Source organism: Ensifer sp. MJa1, from assembly GCF_037026475.1.
Classification (GTDB): domain Bacteria; phylum Pseudomonadota; class Alphaproteobacteria; order Rhizobiales; family Rhizobiaceae; genus Ensifer.
In genome coordinates, this window is sequence record NZ_JAKUMO010000007.1 from 35,998 (window position 1) to 51,827 (window position 15,830).

Consider the following 15,830-nt stretch of genomic DNA (forward strand, 5'->3'; position numbering starts at 1 on the left):
TCGCGGACGTCTTCAGGCCAGCATTCCTGTCTACATGCGTTCGCCGGGCAGCCGACTGGCCTGCCTCACCCAATCGGCGAACTGAGCCTCGTCGATCGTGTCGTCCTCGTGAATATGGAAGTATCGCGCATGTTCCATCTTGGACGACACGGGCGGAACCGGCTTCAGCGAGGCGCCGCGAAAAAATGCGATCTTGATGTATTTTGCAAAGCAGTGAATTCCGAGAAACCATCCATCGCCGTCTATACCATAGAGAGGTGAGTTCCATTTCACGGCCTTTTGCACGTGAGGAACGACGTCAACGATCAGCGCATCGAGACAACGCCCGACCGCACTTTTCCAGCCTGGCATGGCCGCGATATAGGCCTGCACCGGTTCGTCTCCTTAGCCCTTGGCGATCTGGGGGTTTCCGCCGGAAAGCAGCCTCGGTTCCCCGGCTTCGATCAGCCTGGCCGTAGCGGATCTTGCGTGTCCTGCCGTCGTCTCACGCTCGGCGGAGGCCTTCGCTTCGGTGGTCATCTGTCCATCCTTGTCGAACAGGTATTCGAACTCATCGGGCGAGACGTTATCACTGCCCGCCGTCTGCCAGTCTCGACCTTACATAGAGCCGCTTTCGGCAATCGCCACGCCCAGTCGCGACGTACCGTTCTGCAGCAATTTCCGAGCGGCGATTCGACCGGATCTCCCCCGCGTTTTGTGCGACGTCGGCTCTTTGGCTGGTTTTGCGGCGCAGCCCAGCTCGACACGGCCACCAAAGCCTAAGAAATCATAAACATCGCGCCCGGAAATTATCATTCGGGGCTTGATGTCAGCTAAATGTCAGCTTTCTATGGTGGCTTAGGGTCACTGGCACCCGTGGAGGCGGGCAGCCGGTTGCGTACTGGGAGGAAGCCACCAATCCGGTCAAGCGACAAGGGTCAAAAGAACCCGTCGCCGTCTTCCCGTTCGCACGCAGAAACAACGTGCGCGGTGAAAACGCGCCTCACGGAGGACTGACCTTGAAACATATTTTCCTCGCAACGATTCTCGCCGGCGCCATGTCGCTGCCGGCCTTTGCCGCTGATTACACCATCATCGCGCCGGCAAACCCGGGCGGCGGTTGGGACCAGACGGCCCGTTCGCTGCAGACCGTCATGCAGCAGGAAGGCATCTCCGGCAACGTCCAGGTTCAGAACGTTCCGGGCGCCGGCGGCACCATCGGCCTTGCCCAGTTCGCAAGCCAGCAGAAGGGCAATGCCAACGCCCTGATCGTCGGTGGCTACGTCATGGTCGGCGCGATCCTCACCAACAAGTCCCCGGTCACGCTTAAGGATGTGACCCCGATCGCGCGCCTCACCGGCGAATACGAAGCGGTCGTCGTTCCAGCTTCGTCGGACATCAAGACGATGGGCGACCTCGTCGAAGCCCTGAAGAAGGATCCGGGCGCGGTTTCCTGGGCTGGCGGTTCGGCCGGCGGTACCGACCACATCGCCGTTGGCCTGATCGCCAAGGCCGCTGGCGTCGACCCGACCAAGATCAACTACATCGCCTATTCCGGCGGCGGTGAAGCGCTTGCAGCCATCCTCGGCAGCCAGGTCACGGCAGGCGTGTCGGGCTATGGCGAGTTCGAATCGCAGGTCAAGGCCGGCACGCTGCGCCTGCTCGCGGTCTCCGGCCCTGAGCGCATCGCTGGGGTCGAAGCTCCGACGCTGAAGGAATCGGGTCTCGACGTGGTCGTTGAAAACTGGCGCATGGTCGCTGCCGCTCCGGGCCTTTCGGACGAGCAGAAGGCCGCCGTTTCGGCCGACATCGAGAAGCTTGCCAAGTCTGCCGGTTGGCAGGAAGTGCTGAAGACCAAGGGCTGGCAGGACAGCTATCTCGCCGGTGACGCCTTCAACGCCCAGCTCGAGAAGGACGTTGCGGCCACCGAAGGTGTTCTCAAGGACATTGGACTGGTGAAATGAGCAAGGGGCATCACCCTTCAACTGCAACGCGTCGCCCGGATCGGGCGGCGCTCTTCATCGCGGTGGTTCTGGCTGCCATCGCTGGCCTCATCTTCTGGGACGTCTCACGCCTGGCGGGCGCTGCCGGCTACTCCCAGGTCGGACCGACGACCGTCCCTTACGCGATCGCCTGCTGTCTTCTCGGTCTTGCAATCTGGACCGCGTTCGAAGCATTTCGCGGCGATTTTCCTGAGCGCGAGCACCAGGAGATTGCTCCGGTCATCTGGATCGTTGGTGGTCTCGCCGCCCAGATGCTGCTGCTCAATGTCGCGGGCTTTTCGATCGCCACAGGCATTCTGTTCGCGTTGACGGCGCGTGGTTTTGGCAAACGCAAGCTGTGGTTCTCGATCCCGGTCGGCATCGCAAGCTGTTTTGTCGTGTGGGTGATCTTCGCCAAGCTCCTGCAATTGTCGCTGCCCGCAGGGCCGCTTGAACGCCTGTTCTTCTAAGAGGGCCAACGACTATGGCTACTTTTGAATTCCTGATGCAGGGACTGCTGGTTGCTGCGCAGCCGATGAATCTGCTCTACGCGCTGATCGGCGTCACGCTCGGGACGGCTGTCGGCGTTCTGCCCGGAATCGGCCCGGCGTTGACCGTGGCACTTCTGCTTCCGGTCACCTACCGGCTCGACCCGGGCGGCTCTCTGATCATGTTCGCCGGCATCTACTACGGCGGCATGTATGGCGGCTCGACCACCTCGATCCTGCTCAACACACCAGGCGAAAGCGCCTCGATCGTCACCGCGCTCGAGGGCAACAAGATGGCCCGTGCCGGACGTGGCGGCCCGGCGCTCGCAACCGCCGCAATCGGCTCTTTTGTCGCTGGCCTGATCGCCACGCTCGGCCTCGCCTTCATCGCCCCCTATATTGTCAAGCTTGCCCTGGTTTTCGGTCCGCGTGAATATTTCGCGTTGATGGTGCTCGCCTTTGTCACCGTCTCATCCGCCTTCGGCGACTCGACGCTTCGCGGCCTGACATCGCTGTTCATCGGCCTTGCGCTTGCGGTCGTCGGCATCGACCAATTGACCGGCCAGGCTCGCCTTTCCTTCGGCGTTCCCGAACTGCTTGATGGTATCGAAGTCACGACGCTTGCAGTTGCCATGTTCGCCATCGGCGAAACGCTGTTCATTGCGGCCCAGGGCGACAAGGGTCCGGACAAGGTCGAGGCCGTGCGCGGATCGGTCTGGATGAGTGCGACCGACTGGGCGCGCTCCTGGAAGCCCTGGCTGCGCGGCACGTTCATTGGCTTCCCGATCGGCGCCATGCCGGCCGGCGGCGCCGAGATCGGCACCTTTCTGTCCTACGCGACGGAAAAGCGCCTGACGAAGCATCCCGAGGAGTTCGGCAACGGCGCCATCGAAGGTGTCGCCGGTCCGGAAGCCGCCAACAACGCTTCGGCCGCCGGCACGCTGGTGCCGTTGCTGACGCTCGGTCTTCCGACCACGGCGACGGCAGCCATCATGCTCGCCGGCTTCCAGCAATATGGTCTCCAGCCAGGCCCGCTCCTGTTTGCAACCAATCCGCAGCTTGTCTGGGGCCTGATCGCCAGCCTGCTGATCGCCAACTTCATGCTGCTGGTCCTGAACCTTCCGCTGATCGGCCTCTGGGTGAAGCTTTTGACGATCCCTAAGCCTTGGCTCTACGCCGGTATCTTGTTGTTTGCGACCCTTGGCACCATTGGAGCCAACCCGTCGGTCTACGAACTCGGCATGTTGCTCGCCTTCGGATTGCTCGGTTACGCCATGCGCGTCTTCGGCTACCCGATTGCCCCTGTCGTCGTCGGCCTGATCCTTGGGCCGCTCGCCGAACAGCAGTTGCGACGGGCGCTGGCAATCAGCCAGGGTGACTATTCCGTGCTGTTCACCTCGCCGATCGCCGCGGCACTGCTGATCATCGCGGCTGCGGCCCTGATCGTGCCGCTGATCCTGCGGGCTCGCGGCCGTGGTGAGGTGCTCTCCCAGCTCGCCGCCAGCGAAGACTAATAGCGCCTCCTCCCAAGGCCTATCTGAGAGGCCCGGTTGGTTTGACGACCAACCGGGCCTGCTTTCATTGCATGGCTGACGTGACCTATTGTGCATTGCAAAAATACCGGCCAGGTCCCATCTTTTGCTCATCGATTAGAAAACGAAAGCGAGCAAGAAGATGGCTACCACAACTTACCACAAGGGTTTCATCGGTCGTGCCTTCGCAGTTCTCGGCGCTGCCAGCGCTGCCGCCGCCGCTGTCGAAGGTCACCGCCGTCCGAAGGCAAGCGACCTGCGCACGCTGGGCATCGACCCGGCAACCTTCCCTGACACACGCCGCGGCTAATGAATTCCAGCGCGCGCCCGACGCGCGCCTTATCCTCCCAAGGATAATATCGGCTCGACATCGAAAGATGGTCGAGCCGTTTCTATGTTGGAAAAGAGCGTCCCTGCCTCACTGGGCTTCTTCGAGCGTCGCAGTTCGCCGCAGGCACTCGCATGATATAAAAAAGCGTTGGGCTCCGTCGGCTCAATTCTTCGCGCGATGGATTAATTCCGGTATCGTCAAATGCGCCAGCGCCTTGGCCGCGACGCTGCCCACGGTCAGGCTTCCGACGCCGCCACGACCATGCAACGCCATGCGGACGAGTTCGGCACAGCTCCATCTGGCACGCCACGCCTTCCGCCTCGGCTTTGCACGCCAGAGCCGCCAGCGTTTCCGCGGCGTGCTTCCGGGCCAGTGCCTCGTATTCGTCGCGTGTACCCGGCACTTTCTCGGGATCAACCGAGAAGTCCCAGCCAGAAGGTCTCAATCGTCAAAATCCACGGAATGGACCCCTTCGCTGAGTTCTTAACAGCACTTTTTCCGTTTAATACAACCAGTAAAGGGATCTTACAGATTTTATCAGCCGTCCATATATTGTTCCTGGCTGGGAGTACGCCTCGATCCAAACGCCATCTCAATCGTCGTAAATCGGTGGAACTGGCGTCGTCAGACTAACTGGGTGTCCGCGGCGCGCCCAAACGACAAGATGGCCGCAATCGGAGAGGCAACTACCTTTTCAGATGCAAAGGGTGCGATTCCAGCGAGTAAGCCATCGAGCTCACCGTGTGGATGATGTCCGGTCCTCGGCGTTTCAGCGCCCGCCTTACTTTCGAACTCGACACCATTGTGAAGACCTTCGAGGCGTTACCGCCCATCGCACAGAATAACATGGCGCCACCCCCAAGCTCCTGTAGCATCGGCCGTCCGTCACGCGCAAAAGTAGACTTCAGTTGCGCGAAACCGACCGCCCACTCGCTTGCATTGAACAATGACGTCGATTGATACCCTCAACAACTTCTCGATATCTTCGCGATCTAGATTGCGACCCCCTTCGGATTCCTTCACAAGTAGCATCAGCTGTTGGAAGGCGAGCTTGGCGGAGCCAGCATGCACGCTGGTAATCGATCCGGGGTGGCCGGAATTGACGTTGCGCACATAGTAGAAGGCCGTGCCGTCACGCAGCTCCTGCAGCAGAATTCGGTCCGGCCGCATCCGGAGACAGGATTCTAGTAGGTCTTTTGGGCCTGCACCCGAGAGTCCCTGGGCACCCTTCGAATAGAAAAGGCGTACGTGGTTGGGCTGCGGAATAACCAATTCGGGAGTGTCCTCGATGGAAATGATCCGCTCGTGATTTGGAATGTGCTTGATCAACGCTTTCGACAGTGTCGTCTTGGCTGATCCAGTTGCACCGGAGATGATGATGTTCTTTCGAGCGATGACGGCCTCGCGCAGAAAATCCTTGAAGCGACCGGCTCGGTACAGCGCCAGCAAATCAGGGTCCTGCGTCGCTTCGTCGGCGTCTCCTGCTCGCGTCTCGGAGAAAAACTCTCTCTCCTCCAGATCATCGAGCGTGAATGTGACCGATGATGGCTTTCGGATGGTGATGCTGACCGCGTTGCGGGTGGTCGCAGGCGGGATGACAATCTGGATCCGTTCGTCCCCTGGCAGTGTTGCCGAAAGGATCGGCCGCGTCTCATCGATAGACTGATGGGAAAAACTGGCCACGGCCCGGGCAAGGCGCAACAGCCTTTCGAAGGACAACTCCGGCAGATCATGGGTCCGCCAACCGCCGGAACCTTCCGTCAACACCTGTCCGGGCCGATTGACGATCACTTCGTAGAGCGAAGGATCATCGAGGAACGGCGTCAACGGCAAAAGCAGCTCACGAACGACCGCTGCGTCAGGACCTTCTGTCATCGGCCCAGCCTATTTCGTAACGAGCGTCGACTGTGTGCTGAAGTTCCCGAGCACCGCCCTGTCGAGGACCTTGCTCTTCGGCTCGATAACCCGCAGCCGGTAGACACTGGAAAAGTCGAGATCACGCGCCACGAAGATCGAGACAACCTCTCCCTGATGTTTGTTGAGCGTCGGAGGAATGTTGATCGATTGCTCGACAGCAATGGCCGCCGCTTGCTGACCCGCCCTTGTCGTATTTTGCCCTTCAACGTCACTGTCCTGCAGGCGGCCGCTGGCATAGCTCGTGGCGTCGCCGACGATGGAAAGGAGAAGCCCACTGCCGAACCGCTCCCACCAGTGGGTGTCGACATAGCCATTGACGCCAGCCCTGCCGAGCGCATCGGTCGCCGACGACGCTAGTGTGACGATGACGCCTTTCGGCGTTTTCGCACGGTTCCAGAGCACAAAGAGGCGCTTCTGTCCTCGCTGGAGACCGCCGCGGTACTCGCCGACTACCTGCGTGCCCTTCTCCATCAGCACGACACGGCCATTGTCCGAAAGGACATCCCTGTTGATCACGCAGCTTGTGAAGCCGGGCTGATCAGATGCCATGGCAGTTTCCAGGACACAGGGTATCGAGGTTCCCATCGCGACGATGAAGTTCCGATTGCCGAGCGTGCCGGCGCGCGAGCCCTCAAGCTTGGTCGGCCGCAGCAGCCCGTTGAACCGCTGTTCATCGGCATTGGCCGCATTCTGGCCCATCATATTTCCATCGAGCGGCAGGAAATTGTCGTCTGTCGAGATGGTAGGATTTTCGCTGTCATTGCGCGACGTCGCGTTTCTCTGCCCGCCGCTAAAGGCCATAACGGGCGCTCGGCGCGCCGAGTCGAGCAGCGGATCTTCCTCCTTCACCTCATCGGGCGCGACCGGGATCGGGAGCTTCACTTCCGGTAATTGCTGAACCGGCTCCACCTTTTCCTTCGCCGGCTCGAAATTAGCCGTTTGTCGGATGACAACCCGCTCAGGTCTCGTTGTGTCCGCCGGGGTCTGCTCGCCGCTCATTGACCACAGGGCAAAGGCGATAAAGGTAACAACGGCCAGCGCAACCGCGCCGCGCTTCAAGACGGGATTGCTGTCGATCCTCCCGGTGGAAACCGTTTCGGCACGTTCGCCCGGTATCCGGCTTTCATCTTCCTGAACCATGACAGCTTCCTATTGTGTCACGCCCGCGTCGGTACGGACGACGCGCTCGACCGACGGCGAGCTCGTGTTGGTGTCCGGGTTCATACCTGCACGATCGTAGGACTCATTGAAGACGCAGAGCACGTCCCGTCCGCTACGCAAGATGAACTTCCGGCTGATCGCATGGGCCAGGACAAGATTGCCATCTACGGATTTCGGCACCAGGCTTTCACTGCCGTCTGAGTTCTCGATGTAGATCGCGGGCATTTCCTGATTGCCGACGAAGGCAAACGTCGTGACCTTGCCATTGTCGTAGACCGAGTGCGGCTCCAGCGCGTGGGAGCCTTGCGCCGAGTAGCGCCAATTTCGCGGACCATAGGCCTCATGAATGGCCAGGACGTTGTCGGCCTCCTTCGTTTGCGCAGCGATCGCTCGCGCCGCCGCGGCCTGGCGCCGCCGTTCAATTTCAGCGGCCGGATAACGGTATTTGACGTAAAAGTAAGTGTTCTGCCCCACCTCCACCGCGCCATCTCGCACCGTCAGTTCCATTTGGTAGCTTCGGGTCGAGCCATCGCGCCGAGTGGTGACAACAGAGAGATTGGTGACTGGCTGATTTTCTCGCGGCTTGAGAAACAGGATGTTGCCCGCCGGAGCGACCTCCCACGCGACACTGTTGCCAAGCGCGACATGTGCGATCTCTTCGTCGGAAGCGAATTCAACCTGAACAGAGGAGCGCAGCGAGCCGATGATGCGCGTGATGTTGTAGGGTTGGTAGTCAACGAAACGGATACGGCTGTCCTGCGACGCCCCGCGAGGGATTTCGAGGGCAAACGCCGAAGGAGAGCCAGCGAGAAGAAGCGCGAAGATGGCTAGGGTCCGCATTAGTTGATCGCCTCCGGATCGGCTCGGTATTCACTAACCGCAAAGCCGAGGGGGTTAACCAGCCGATCCGTCGAAGACATCGGCGCGTTTGCGTAGGAGAAGGTGAGCGTCGCAACCCAGTGGGTTGTCCGAATGTCTTCCCCACTCGTGATGGTTCGCATATAGCGGACGGATACGACATGCGGATTGATCAGCGAAATCGAGGCGATGCTGATGCGCGCAGTGGCGCCGCGCCCATATGTGTTTTGCGGCGACTCCGGATTGCTGCCGCGAAAGACGGCCGAGAACCGGGTCTGCTCTGCTTGCGTCGACAACAGGGCGATCGTACGGAAATTTTCCTCCGCCTCGCTCCAGACATAGCCTTCGCGAGCGCGAACATATTTCGCGGCGAAGTACTTCGTGACGGCTTCGTCGTAGGTTCCGGCAGTTGATGTCAATGCCGAGACGACATCGACGATGCCGGTCGAATTGTCGACCCGCACGACAAAGGGTTCCACGGTCTTAAGCGGCGTAAGCCCCGCAATAGCGAAGATCGAGGCACCAGCAACGACGCTGGCGACAATGGCAATCGACCAGGCAATGCGATTGGATCGCTCCACCTGGATCATACGATCCTGGTCGAAACGCCTTGCCTTCTCGAAGTAGCTCTTGAGGTTGTCCGTCGTCACCATCGCGCCACGCCCCCGCAAGAATGGTACGAGGCATCGATGGCGGGGTGGGCAAAAGCCAGCGGCTTCCTCCCCTCTTCGGCATAGGCAGTGGTCACACGCGACGACGTTGCCGGGCGCTCATCCGAGTATTTTGGTTTGTGGTTGCTGTCGTTCTCCCACTGCCACATCGAGCGGTTGAGGGGCCGGCGCGAATAGCCGTCGCATTTGGGAAGCGGATACGTCATCGATGCACAGCTGCTGAGAGCGGTCGTCGCCATGCAGAGCAGCAGGATTGATGTGATCACTCCGAGAGGGCCTTTTCTTGTTCGTGCAAAGGACGTCATCAGCTAGCGCCTTTCGACGTGAGGGTTCGACCAACCGCGCGAACACCCCGTCTGGCAGCACTGGCCGCACGGGACGCCGCCCAAACAAGCATGCTCTCATGGGCGGCGCGCGCGGCGTCGTAGCCGTAGGTTAGCGATGCGCCCCCGGCGGCAAGCGCCGAAGCGATGTTTGGAAGCTGATAGAAGACATAGAGGGCGGCAATACAGATGGCGCAGAGAGCGGTTGGACGCATAAGCACGTCGCTATATCCCTGAATTGCCGTGAAGGTCGTATCTATGCAGTTGATCAGCATCGAGCCGACGGCAACGACGAGGACCTGCAGGATCACGAAGTTCGCAAGCTGACCGATCCAGGCCTCGGTGAAGCGTCGCGTGGCCTGGAACATCGCTAGTGTCACGAAAATCGGCCCGATTGCGAGCACGATTGCGAGCGCTAGCCGCGCGTAGAGCGAGACGATATAGCCGATTGCAGCGACGATGAAGCTCGCGCCAATGACCATCATGCCGCCGATGCCTGTGACGACATCAACCGGCCAGGAGGCTCGGGCCCAAACCTCCTTGGCACACTCGTGTCCCTTGTCGAGCAGGCTGTCGAACGTCGACGCGCTCGGCGCGGCTCCGGTATTCAGCGCCTGTGAAATCTCGCGCGGCAACGTCTCGAAGAAGAGGTTTGTGACGTAGGTCTGATATTCGCTGGCGTTTTTCACCAGCATGACAATGATGGCCAGTTTGATCGCCCGGTAGCCAAAGTCGAGCACAGGCTCGTGAACCGAGCCGCGGAGCACGAGATAGCCGTAAAGCACGACATAGAGCGTGACCGCTGCCGTTAGCGGGCCTGAGATCCACTCCGAGATGTTTGAGGTTCCGTCCGAAACGAAGGTCTCGAGCGGAGCCTTGAACTGCGCATCGACGAAAGCGAAAACCTGATACATGCCTCAGCCTCCAACCGCCTTCCCCATTCGTTCGAGGCGGGCCTTGAAGTCCGCAGCCGCAGCGTTTTGGCAATTAGGGCTATTGCCCAGTTCACCGGGATTGTTGCGGCACGCAGCGATGATTTCGGAAAGCAAAGCCTCGTCTGCTATGAGTTCGTCGACAGTGTAGGTCCGCTCGGATTGGTCGGAGCAACTGACCAATAGGACGGCAATTAATACGACATGCCTCTTCATTGCAGTGCCTCCCCCATCGCATCCAAACGACGGCGCCAGTCTTCCGCCTTGCGCTGCTCATCAACCTCGGCTTGGGCCTGCTGCACCATCTGAAGGGCTTGCATGCGCAGGATATCGTTCTGGAGAAAAGCCGTTTCGGCCTGAAGTCGAGCCTGAAGGTCGGCAATGTCCTTGGCGTCACCCGCCGCTGAAATCTTCTTGCGCAGTTGGTCAATGCCGTCGATCCGTTTGGTGGCTGCGTCGTAAATCTGCTGCCCGAGACTCATCTGCCCGCCGTTCTTGTTCTGGATACGGGACAGCTCCTGCGCATAGAAGTCGTCTGCATTCGTGCGATAGACGGTATTGCCCTCAAGGAACCTTGAGGCCGCGTCGCCGAAGAAACCGCTGCCATTGCCCTTGAGCAGCCCCTCAACAGCGGTGAAATTCTCAGGCAGTGCTTGGCGTACGGCCGGATCGTTGAGGACGCCGGCAACATCCGCCATGTCGGTGATCTTGTTGAGCGAGCCGTAAAGCTGCTGCGCCTGCTCGATCTGCTGCCGAAGAGCATCAAGCTGGGCTTTAAGCTGAGCGATGCTTTCAAGGTGCTTGGCAATTGCTGCCTGGTCGATGACCGGAATTCCTTGCCCAGCGGCCGTACCGGCGGAAAGAACAAGGGCTGCGGCAAATGCCGCACCGTGAAAATGATCGGACATCATTCGCTCAAACTCCTTCGTTGCTGAAAAATCGGAAGCCAATCCGAGAGCCGGTCGCCGACTTCTGAGCGGATGGCATCGGCGAGTTCGACATTCGCGGTGCGGCCGGAGAGGATGGCGAGTTCGTCATCGAAACCGTCGAGGTTCAGTTCGGCGACGACGCTGTTATGTCCCTGCTTCAATATGAAACGGCGGCTCTCGACGGAGAGCTCGCGTGCAATTTGCTCGTACTCCCGTTCGGTGAGCTTGAAGCCGTCGACATAGTCGGCGCGGTTGCCGCGGGCATTCGGCAGGAAGATCTGCGTCGGGCATTGCTCGATGATCGTATGAGCGATCGGCGATACGATCGCATCGCGCGGACTCTGCGTAGCAAAGAGCATAAGGCCGTTTTGCTTGCGGATGGTTTTGAGCTTGTTCTGTGCGAGATCGCGAAACTCTTCATCCTGGAGTGCCTTCCAGAACTCATCGATAACGATGATGATGCGCCTGCCATCGATCAACTGCTCGACCCGGTGGAAGAGGTAGGCCATCAGGGGTGTGCGGATTTCCTCGTTGTCCAGGAAGTCGGTCATGTCATAGCCGACGAACTTGCAGTCAATTCCGATGTCCTCGATGATGTTATCGAAGACCCAGCCGAGCGGCCCTCCCCTCTCCCACCTGCGCAGCCTCGCGGCGACGCCTTCGGGATCGGTGTTGTTGAGGAAGGTCCTGAGCGCGCCGATCGTCCGGCGCTCCACCGGCAAGTCGGCAAGGCCGTCGATGGCGGACGCGATGTCGCGGAGTTCGCTCACCGTCAGTTCCCGCGTTGGAGAACCGGCAAGCCTGCCGACCCAGCGTGTAAGAAACACCTTGTTTTCCGGCGTCAGTTCAAGCGCTTTCAGGGGAGCACACCCGGTCGGGACACCATTCTTGAGCGGCAGATAGGTCCCGCCAGCGGCGCGCACGTAAAGGTCAGCTCCCCTGTCCTTGTCGAAGAAGACCATATGCGGATCGTGCTTTTCGAGCTGCGACAGCATGAAGTTCAAGAGCACGGTCTTGCCGGTACCGGACGGTCCGCAGACGAAAGTGTTACCGAGATCGCCATAATGGAAATTGAAGTAGTACGGCGATCCAGACGCCGTCTTGAGAAGGGCGACGGCTGGTCCCCACTCATTGCCATCCTTCTGACCCATAGGATAGGAGTGAAATGGAGCGAGCGCTGCGAAGTTGCGGGACGTGATCGCACCGGATCTCGCACGATAGCGAAAGTTGCCAGGCAACTGCGCCCACCACGCAGCTTCAAGGCCGAGATCCTCACGCGCAACAACCGCGCCGCCACTGGTCAGACTGGCGCGGGCCTTGCCGAGATTGTTGTTCAGTTCCTTCACCGACGGAGCAAAGACGGCAAGCGCCAGGTGGTGTTCGCCAAGGACGAACCGATTTGACTCCAGCGCGTCCATCGCTTCATCGAGCTCCTCCATCTGCGAGAACGCCTTGTCTCCAATGCTCTCCATTTGGTTCTGCTTGCGGCCCATGATGATGCGGGCGTCAGCCTTCGACATGAAGGAGAAGGATTGTGTCAGGGTGAGCTCAAATGGACTGGTAAGCACGGCATCGAGCATGCCGGTGCTGGTTCGAGCCGGATATTCCTTGAAACTCAGCATGCCCGCGAAGCGGCTTTCCGCCTCATAACGGATTTCGATCGTCTCGCGCCCAATAATGACACGATCTGAGTAGATCGCCGAGGCGATGCGCCCCTCCGTCAGCGGAACTGGCTCCCGCCGGCCGCCGACGAGCTGGTGCAGCACCTCGCTCGGCTCCGATAAGATGAGGCCCTTGTGCTCGAAGAGCGACAGCACGCAGGGGCCGAAGCGTTTCAAGGCCGCTGTGACATCGATGACTTTGTCACGGAGATGCTTCAGGGACTCGAGTTCCAGTTCGACGCCAGCCGTGCGGGCGTGTCGCAGCCGCGACAGGAGCTTCGCAGCCTTGTCAGCTGCATCGCGAGCCGGAGACCAGAGGATCGACAGATAGAGGTCGTTGCGAAACAGGTCCTCGCCCACCAATCGCGCGCGATATTTATCGTTCAGCCCTGCCGAGAACGGTGTGGTGAACGTGCCTTGCGGATAGCTATCGTCGCGACGGCGGATGAGATGCGTCCACAACGCAAGCCGCTCGTCAGCGATGTTCCGGTAAAGCGTGTTGAGATCGCGATGAAGGGCGTTCAGGACGAGGGCGTCCGCCGTCTCGAACGAGACGCCCTCCAGTGCGATCATTACCATCAGGGCTCGGGAATCGAGCGAGATTGTCGATCCGTCAATGTGGCGGACGTAGGGAATGAAGGCATCTGGGTCGAGTTCGCGAGATCTGAGTTTGGCGAAGTTACGCAAGTCCAAGGTCCCTTTCGTCGAAATTGCGCGTCAGCTTCAGGGGTGTTAGCGTCGCCCCGCCCCAATAGCCGCTGTTTCGAGACCGACCGCGTGTCTCCAACCAGGCCAGCAAGATGCGGAACCCGTTGTGGTCGTGTTTGACGAGTGCACGGAACGCCAGATGGAAGACGACGCCGAGGAGCGCATAGGCGACCGACCCTGCTACAATGAAGAGCATGGTCGTCAGCATGATGTTCATGCCCATGGCTTCCACCGTCACGCCTGCGATCATCGCCGGCCGGGTGCAGGCGATAAACAACGTGTCGTCCTCAAGGATCGGCCGTGTGGTCATCATCCTGTCAACTTCCAACGATGGTGTTGACGAGCTCGGTGGCGCCGAAGATGCCGCCGATGCCGATGATCCAGAACCCTGCGCGCCTTAGATCCATGTAGCCGAACATCCAGGCAATGCAGATCACGATTACCGCGATGACGGCCAGCAACTTGGCGATATTGCCGGTTAGCATGTTGACGATGTTCTGCAGCACGGTCTCGATGCCGGCAGCCTGTGCGAAAGCAGGTTCGACCATGGAGGCCACGATGGCTGTTGCCATGACGGCAGATGCGACGATCGGGCGGATACGGGCACTGAGGGTCATTCACTCCTCCATTTGACTGTTCTGAAACACGAGGACGGAAGACCTCCGTCTCGAACTGAAAACATCCCAAGGCGGTACCGAAACCGTTTGATCAGTCGGGTCCTCGTCCTTGCCGGCATCGACGATCGCCGTGCCATGAGCCGCTGCGTCGGGCTTCATCCACTGCCCTCCATTTTCGAGCGTGACAGTCTTGAGGGTTCCGGCGAGCCGGGTTACTTCCTGGCGCACCTGTTTGTCGTAGTTGACCATTGCGCCGGCGGAGGGATCGCCCCGTCCGAAGTAGGACTGCAACATCATTTGTTCAGCCCGGTTCGGCTGCGCACCGGCTTTGACGGCCAGTCGGTAGTATCCGTCGAGCAGCGTGGCGGTGGCTCGAAGGTTGATGCACGGGTCAAAGGCATCTGAGATCGAGATCTTCAGGTTCCGGAGTTCTTCCACGCCGAGACCGCCGAGACCGAGCTGGATGTCCTGCCGCTTGGTGGCCAAGGTCGTGGCGATTTCGATCGCCTCCGCTTTGTTCGCGGGCTGCGCGGCGAGTGGGGCACCGCTGTTGATCCGGATCGCGAAGGGTTCGAACCGACTCTCAAGGCTGACAACGCCCGCGAGTATCTCGGCTGAAACCATCGGTGCGCATGCTTGCGCCAGGTCGAGGAAAACAACAGGCATGGCTCAGTACCACACTCTTTGTTTGCCGACGCCATCGATGGTGACGTCGATGTAATGGGGTTGTGGACGTATGTTGGGTCGCGTCGTCAAATAGCGCTGGCACCGCGTGTGGTCGTGCATCCGCGGCCACGCCACCGTGGGCGTCCTGTTTTCGTCGAAATTGCATCCGGCATTCGAGACGGCTTGAGGCCTGATCGAGATACAGCCCGCCTCGCGCCCACGATCTCCTTGCCGGATTGTCAGGCGGTAACCGTCGTTGCAGTAATAGGGCTCGTACCGCGGACGCGAGGTCTGGAAAGCAATGCCTTGGCAGGCCGGAAAGGGCCGCCCTTTTGCGAGTGCGCGCCAGAGCTTTTGGATTGGCGGCAGGCACTCCGTATATTGCGTCGGACCAGCCGGATTGGAAAGGCACAGGATAACCTGGCAACCCCATTCAGCCGCTCGCGCTTTACCGTCGAAAACAGGATAGAATGACGCTAGACTGGCGACACCGACAACTATCCGTGCGAGAGATTTGCTCATGACCACCATCCTTCACTGAAGCGCTTGCGGGTAAACCTAACAAGCGGCGCGAGTTCGTGACGCATTTTACAATCATATATCTGACAGTATAAAGAATGACAAGCACCCTCAATGCTCATTGGCAGAGCCAGCTGTTTTCGGCTTATGCCTTGCAGGAAGTTTTCGACAAGCCGGTGGAGGGAGAAACGCCACAGTCGCGTTTGAAGCAGGTCGGGATGATGACTGTGCTCTATATGATGCACCAAAACCACGAGAAGCTAACGCTATCGAATATAAGCAAAATTACCGGCCTGACGCGCAACGCAGTGGCGGAATCTATCGATCCTCTCATTGAGAGGGGCATTTTGACCGAAACGATTGTGAAGAACTCGATGGGACGAGGCACCGCGAGGCAGTTTGCGTTCTGTCCAGACGTTTTCGACCGCCTAAGATTAGGCCCGGAGCAGGGAAAACCTGGAGCTTAGTGAGTCTTTTTATGACACTAACAACGGCACGCGGCGGCGTTGAGTTTGTCTCGTCAGACCTTGGCTTCGCCACTCGAAGGGCGTCGCAA

At 59.7% G+C, this 15,830-nt stretch carries 18 protein-coding genes and 1 pseudogene; 5 read left to right on the forward strand and 14 right to left on the reverse strand.

Annotated elements, in window-relative coordinates:
• Positions 1-30: 30 nt before the first annotated feature.
• A pseudogene (locus tag MKZ91_RS11540) lies at positions 31-519 on the reverse strand (DUF1801 domain-containing protein).
• A gap of 479 nt (positions 520-998) precedes the next feature.
• Here MKZ91_RS11540 and MKZ91_RS11545 point away from each other — a divergent pair.
• The 4 genes from MKZ91_RS11545 (at position 999) to MKZ91_RS11560 (ending at position 4,291) form a co-directional block, all read left to right on the forward strand.
• Positions 999-1,943: a Bug family tripartite tricarboxylate transporter substrate binding protein gene (locus tag MKZ91_RS11545; protein WP_336171028.1), complete on the forward strand. Its 945-nt coding sequence runs from the start codon at positions 999-1,001 to the stop codon at positions 1,941-1,943.
• Positions 1,940-2,431, forward strand: coding sequence for a tripartite tricarboxylate transporter TctB family protein (locus MKZ91_RS11550; RefSeq protein ID WP_336171029.1), 492 nt, complete (start codon positions 1,940-1,942; stop codon positions 2,429-2,431). The genes MKZ91_RS11545 and MKZ91_RS11550 overlap by 4 nt, the downstream gene beginning before the upstream one ends.
• Before the next feature lie 14 nt (positions 2,432-2,445).
• Positions 2,446-3,963, forward strand: a complete 1,518-nt coding sequence (locus MKZ91_RS11555) for a tripartite tricarboxylate transporter permease (RefSeq protein WP_336171030.1) — start codon at positions 2,446-2,448, stop codon at positions 3,961-3,963.
• A 160-nt stretch (positions 3,964-4,123) separates the two neighbouring features.
• A complete protein-coding gene (locus tag MKZ91_RS11560) occupies positions 4,124-4,291 on the forward strand; it encodes a hypothetical protein (RefSeq protein WP_110881099.1) in 168 nt (55 codons plus the stop codon).
• Positions 4,292-5,197: 906 nt separating this feature from the next.
• Here the strand turns inward: MKZ91_RS11560 and virB11 are convergent.
• The 13 genes from virB11 to MKZ91_RS11625 are packed head-to-tail and all read right to left on the reverse strand — an operon-like array spanning position 5,198 to position 15,277.
• Positions 5,198-6,187 carry a P-type DNA transfer ATPase VirB11 gene (gene virB11, locus MKZ91_RS11565; RefSeq protein ID WP_336171031.1) on the reverse strand — a complete coding sequence of 330 codons (990 nt, stop codon included), beginning with the start codon at positions 6,185-6,187 and terminating at the stop codon, positions 5,198-5,200.
• A gap of 9 nt (positions 6,188-6,196) precedes the next feature.
• On the reverse strand, positions 6,197-7,369 hold the full coding sequence (virB10, locus tag MKZ91_RS11570; protein ID WP_336171032.1) for a type IV secretion system protein VirB10: 1,173 nt from the start codon (positions 7,367-7,369) through the stop codon (positions 6,197-6,199).
• Positions 7,370-7,378: 9 nt separating this feature from the next.
• A complete protein-coding gene (virB9, locus tag MKZ91_RS11575; RefSeq protein WP_336171033.1) occupies positions 7,379-8,230 on the reverse strand; it encodes a P-type conjugative transfer protein VirB9 in 852 nt (283 codons plus the stop codon).
• The gene (locus tag MKZ91_RS11580) at positions 8,230-8,901 is read right to left on the reverse strand and encodes a virB8 family protein (protein WP_336171034.1); all 672 of its coding nucleotides are present in this window, start codon (positions 8,899-8,901) and stop codon (positions 8,230-8,232) included. Before MKZ91_RS11580 ends, virB9 begins: the two co-directional genes overlap by 1 nt.
• The gene (locus MKZ91_RS11585) at positions 8,895-9,224 is read right to left on the reverse strand and encodes a hypothetical protein (protein ID WP_336171035.1); all 330 of its coding nucleotides are present in this window, start codon (positions 9,222-9,224) and stop codon (positions 8,895-8,897) included. The genes MKZ91_RS11580 and MKZ91_RS11585 overlap by 7 nt, the downstream gene beginning before the upstream one ends.
• A complete protein-coding gene (locus MKZ91_RS11590) occupies positions 9,224-10,156 on the reverse strand; it encodes a type IV secretion system protein (protein WP_336171036.1) in 933 nt (310 codons plus the stop codon). Before MKZ91_RS11590 ends, MKZ91_RS11585 begins: the two co-directional genes overlap by 1 nt.
• 3 nt (positions 10,157-10,159) lie before the next feature.
• Positions 10,160-10,390: an EexN family lipoprotein gene (locus MKZ91_RS11595; RefSeq protein ID WP_336171037.1), complete on the reverse strand. Its 231-nt coding sequence runs from the start codon at positions 10,388-10,390 to the stop codon at positions 10,160-10,162.
• Complete coding sequence (virB5, locus tag MKZ91_RS11600) at positions 10,387-11,085, reverse strand: P-type DNA transfer protein VirB5 (RefSeq protein ID WP_336171038.1); 699 nt, start codon at positions 11,083-11,085, stop codon at positions 10,387-10,389. Before virB5 ends, MKZ91_RS11595 begins: the two co-directional genes overlap by 4 nt.
• Positions 11,082-13,457 (reverse strand): VirB4 family type IV secretion/conjugal transfer ATPase, encoded by a 2,376-nt coding sequence (locus tag MKZ91_RS11605; protein WP_336171039.1) that lies wholly within the window; start codon positions 13,455-13,457, stop codon positions 11,082-11,084. Before MKZ91_RS11605 ends, virB5 begins: the two co-directional genes overlap by 4 nt.
• A complete protein-coding gene (locus MKZ91_RS11610; protein ID WP_336171040.1) occupies positions 13,444-13,785 on the reverse strand; it encodes a type IV secretion system protein VirB3 in 342 nt (113 codons plus the stop codon). Before MKZ91_RS11610 ends, MKZ91_RS11605 begins: the two co-directional genes overlap by 14 nt.
• A gap of 4 nt (positions 13,786-13,789) precedes the next feature.
• On the reverse strand, positions 13,790-14,089 hold the full coding sequence (locus MKZ91_RS11615; protein WP_336171041.1) for a TrbC/VirB2 family protein: 300 nt from the start codon (positions 14,087-14,089) through the stop codon (positions 13,790-13,792).
• Positions 14,090-14,755: a lytic transglycosylase domain-containing protein gene (locus MKZ91_RS11620; protein ID WP_336171042.1), complete on the reverse strand. Its 666-nt coding sequence runs from the start codon at positions 14,753-14,755 to the stop codon at positions 14,090-14,092.
• A 3-nt stretch (positions 14,756-14,758) separates the two neighbouring features.
• The gene (locus MKZ91_RS11625; protein WP_336171043.1) at positions 14,759-15,277 is read right to left on the reverse strand and encodes a hypothetical protein; all 519 of its coding nucleotides are present in this window, start codon (positions 15,275-15,277) and stop codon (positions 14,759-14,761) included.
• Positions 15,278-15,372: 95 nt separating this feature from the next.
• Here MKZ91_RS11625 and MKZ91_RS11630 point away from each other — a divergent pair, with 95 nt between their 5' ends.
• Positions 15,373-15,741, forward strand: coding sequence for a MarR family transcriptional regulator (locus MKZ91_RS11630; RefSeq protein WP_336171044.1), 369 nt, complete (start codon positions 15,373-15,375; stop codon positions 15,739-15,741).
• Positions 15,742-15,830: the final 89 nt, after the last annotated feature.

What these genes read in the sequence shown, in the direction of transcription:
- MKZ91_RS11550 (WP_336171029.1), top strand. Translation starts at nt 1,940, where the DNA reads ATGAGCAAGGGGCATCACCCTTCAACTGCAACGCGTCGCCCGGATCGG.
- MKZ91_RS11555 (WP_336171030.1), top strand. Translation starts at nt 2,446, where the DNA reads ATGGCTACTTTTGAATTCCTGATGCAGGGACTGCTGGTTGCTGCGCAG.
- MKZ91_RS11560 (WP_110881099.1), top strand. Translation starts at nt 4,124, where the DNA reads ATGGCTACCACAACTTACCACAAGGGTTTCATCGGTCGTGCCTTCGCA.
- virB11 (WP_336171031.1), bottom strand. Translation starts at nt 6,187, where the DNA reads ATGACAGAAGGTCCTGACGCAGCGGTCGTTCGTGAGCTGCTTTTGCCG.
- virB10 (WP_336171032.1), bottom strand. Translation starts at nt 7,369, where the DNA reads ATGGTTCAGGAAGATGAAAGCCGGATACCGGGCGAACGTGCCGAAACG.
- virB9 (WP_336171033.1), bottom strand. Translation starts at nt 8,230, where the DNA reads ATGCGGACCCTAGCCATCTTCGCGCTTCTTCTCGCTGGCTCTCCTTCG.
- MKZ91_RS11580 (WP_336171034.1), bottom strand. Translation starts at nt 8,901, where the DNA reads ATGGTGACGACGGACAACCTCAAGAGCTACTTCGAGAAGGCAAGGCGT.
- MKZ91_RS11585 (WP_336171035.1), bottom strand. Translation starts at nt 9,224, where the DNA reads ATGACGTCCTTTGCACGAACAAGAAAAGGCCCTCTCGGAGTGATCACA.
- MKZ91_RS11590 (WP_336171036.1), bottom strand. Translation starts at nt 10,156, where the DNA reads ATGTATCAGGTTTTCGCTTTCGTCGATGCGCAGTTCAAGGCTCCGCTC.
- MKZ91_RS11595 (WP_336171037.1), bottom strand. Translation starts at nt 10,390, where the DNA reads ATGAAGAGGCATGTCGTATTAATTGCCGTCCTATTGGTCAGTTGCTCC.
- virB5 (WP_336171038.1), bottom strand. Translation starts at nt 11,085, where the DNA reads ATGATGTCCGATCATTTTCACGGTGCGGCATTTGCCGCAGCCCTTGTT.
- MKZ91_RS11610 (WP_336171040.1), bottom strand. Translation starts at nt 13,785, where the DNA reads ATGATGACCACACGGCCGATCCTTGAGGACGACACGTTGTTTATCGCC.
- MKZ91_RS11615 (WP_336171041.1), bottom strand. Translation starts at nt 14,089, where the DNA reads ATGACCCTCAGTGCCCGTATCCGCCCGATCGTCGCATCTGCCGTCATG.
- MKZ91_RS11620 (WP_336171042.1), bottom strand. Translation starts at nt 14,755, where the DNA reads ATGCCTGTTGTTTTCCTCGACCTGGCGCAAGCATGCGCACCGATGGTT.
- MKZ91_RS11625 (WP_336171043.1), bottom strand. Translation starts at nt 15,277, where the DNA reads ATGAGCAAATCTCTCGCACGGATAGTTGTCGGTGTCGCCAGTCTAGCG.
- MKZ91_RS11630 (WP_336171044.1), top strand. Translation starts at nt 15,373, where the DNA reads ATGACAAGCACCCTCAATGCTCATTGGCAGAGCCAGCTGTTTTCGGCT.